Source organism: Vibrio sp. 10N.261.45.E2, from assembly GCF_002875705.1.
Classification (GTDB): Bacteria; Pseudomonadota; Gammaproteobacteria; order Enterobacterales; family Vibrionaceae; genus Vibrio.
In genome coordinates this window covers 1-2,292 of sequence record NZ_MCZZ01000060.1, presented here as the reverse complement: position 1 = coordinate 2,292, position 2,292 = coordinate 1, and the positions used below count along the sequence as shown (strand labels likewise).

Annotated in this window: 3 protein-coding genes; 1 reads left to right on the top strand and 2 read right to left on the bottom strand. The window is 38.1% G+C overall.

Going from position 1 to position 2,292, the window contains the following annotated elements:
- Positions 1-370: 370 nt before the first annotated feature.
- Positions 371-874 (bottom strand): hypothetical protein, encoded by a 504-nt coding sequence (locus BCT34_RS03580; RefSeq protein ID WP_076650958.1) that lies wholly within the window; start codon positions 872-874, stop codon positions 371-373.
- Between the two features lie 414 nt (positions 875-1,288).
- The gene (locus tag BCT34_RS03575) at positions 1,289-1,906 is read right to left on the bottom strand and encodes a S24 family peptidase (protein WP_076650957.1); all 618 of its coding nucleotides are present in this window, start codon (positions 1,904-1,906) and stop codon (positions 1,289-1,291) included.
- 181 nt (positions 1,907-2,087) lie between these two features.
- On the opposite strand from BCT34_RS03575, the gene BCT34_RS03570 reads away from it, so the two are divergent.
- A complete protein-coding gene (locus tag BCT34_RS03570) occupies positions 2,088-2,273 on the top strand; it encodes a TraY domain-containing protein (RefSeq protein WP_076650956.1) in 186 nt (61 codons plus the stop codon).
- The last annotated feature ends 19 nt before the right edge of the window (positions 2,274-2,292 follow it).

The following is a 2,292-nucleotide window of genomic DNA, read 5'->3' as shown; positions in this document are numbered from 1 at the left end:
CAGCGTAGCTGCTATGTTCTCGGATTTGGGCGATGGATAACTATTCGCTCGTTCCTCACGAAAGTTACCCACACACAAATCAGGTATGACTGCTCTTTTGTTAATTAATTCTTATGTCTATTGATTCTCTTGTTTTGCTTACCTGTTTATCTGTAGGGTTCCCTTTCAATAATTCTTTAGGAATCCATATATTAAAATCTTTAGGGGGTAGGAGAACTATGAGTTTTTGGCGATTATGATAGAAATTTCAGAGGAATATTTACTGATTGGGAATGGCGATGAGGGTAATTTTGAGAGGTGTATCACACTGAATTTCTTTTAGGTGTGGAGAAGCCTACCGAACTAACGGCATGAACGAAATTCAAAGGGGTTATTCAGGGGGAGAGTAGTCTTCCCATTCTGGGATATCAGACGTCTGGGCTTTATCAAGCATCTGATTGATATGCTCAACTCTAGAAGAGGCTGCTTGTTGTGTTGCTTTGTTTTTTTTGCTTTTCTTTCTGAGGTTACGGTTGAGCATTGTTTTTGCTTTGCTGTAGCACAGCCCAAACATCTCAAGGACAAACTCGTACTTGTTAGCAATTTGTCGTGGTGCCGACTCGCCTTCAACCAGAATGAATTGAGCGGTTGATATGAGTCGTCCGGATTTTTTTGCTTTACTAATTAATTCAGTGACGTAATTGACGCAACGCCCCATTCTTGCAGCGATCTGTTTTCGGCTTGGGAACGCGCATTGATTAGAAAGGTTGTAAAAGGTGGATATAGCAATCAGTAGTGATTTCTCATCAGCTGGGATGCTTTCATCGCAAGCAACTGCATCAGTCAGTTGGTTGTGATGTTCGAGGAACTTGAGTGCTTGATTAGATGTTGTCATGACACACACCTTCTACATCAGACCTAAAGTGTTTAAAAACACAGGTTGGATGTGAATGCGTAGCGTGTCTGTTTTGATGGAAGAGTTTATAAGTTGGTGTTTTCATTACTTGATTCCGTAAGTTTTTAAGTATTCTGGGTGCGAATCCAGAACATAGAAATATCAATGTATATTAATCATTGGGAAAGATCAAACCTTTGATTTTTGGATATAAAAAAACCGTCTACTTACGGGAAGACGGCTTTTTTACAAATGTTATAGTCAAATTCGCGGTTCGACCCATTCTAACTTTAAAAAATACACTACATAGAAAACTATGTAGTAACGTGCTATGTAATGCACTTTTACTTTAAAGATTAAAACCATTATCGTTAATTAGAGTCTAAAAATCAAGAAAGAAAACCTTTTTAATGGCTAAAGAAAATTTGACACCCATTTTACTTTTCCAATAATTTTGAGGTCTTCATAACTTGTATGTTCATCTATATAGGTTGGGTTTTTACTTATGATATGTACTTGTTTTATTCCATTACGAAGTTCTTTAACTCGCAAGTGACCTTGTTGATGGAAGACGTAAATATGTCCATCAATAATATCAGTTGCTTCCGTATCTATTGCAATGATTGCCCCCCCCATAATTGATGGCTCCATGCTATCTCCTGAAACATGGATACATTTTATATTTTTCTTAGACGAAGTGTTTATTGCTTGTTTTGGGATGTAAAGTGTCTCTGCAATCTCATTGTCAACAAATGAACCTCCACCTCCAGATGCCTTCACATCAGGGTAATAACTCACTAATACTCCATGCTCAGGGGAAGGATTTGTTTCAAACTCCCCATTGCTTAACCATTCAACCGATACATTTAATACGTTAGCTAATTTGAATAAGCTGACACCTTTAGGGATATTTTCTTCTCTTTCCCATTGTGAAATAGATGTGCCAGTTACGCCTATTTTCTTAGCTAACTCCCGTTGACTAAGCCCTAGGGCGATTCTTTTATTTTTTAGTTTTGAGCTTAAATTTTTCATAAGGACAAAATAAGACAATAGGTGAAAGAAAAACTTTTATCTGATAGGTATTTTGTTAGAAAAACTTTACATCGAATTATTGTTGCTTTATTATTCAGCCAATACTGATCAAACAAACAGCTATGCACTGAGTTTTAATTTCACTCGTGAATGAGTGCAGAGTGAAGTAATCGTAAGGTCGATGATGACAAAGAAAAATGGGACATCCGTCAATGTGCTTCTGGGTGACAAGCACAACGCCATGCTTGACCGCTCAAAAGAGTTAAGCGGAAGAAGCAAGCGGCAAGAGGCTTCGAAACGGCTTGCCGATCATTTAGAACGCTTTGGTGAACGATGGGAGCAGCCTGTGAGTCAGGATAAGGCGTAAATTTTTGCCTAAAGCGATC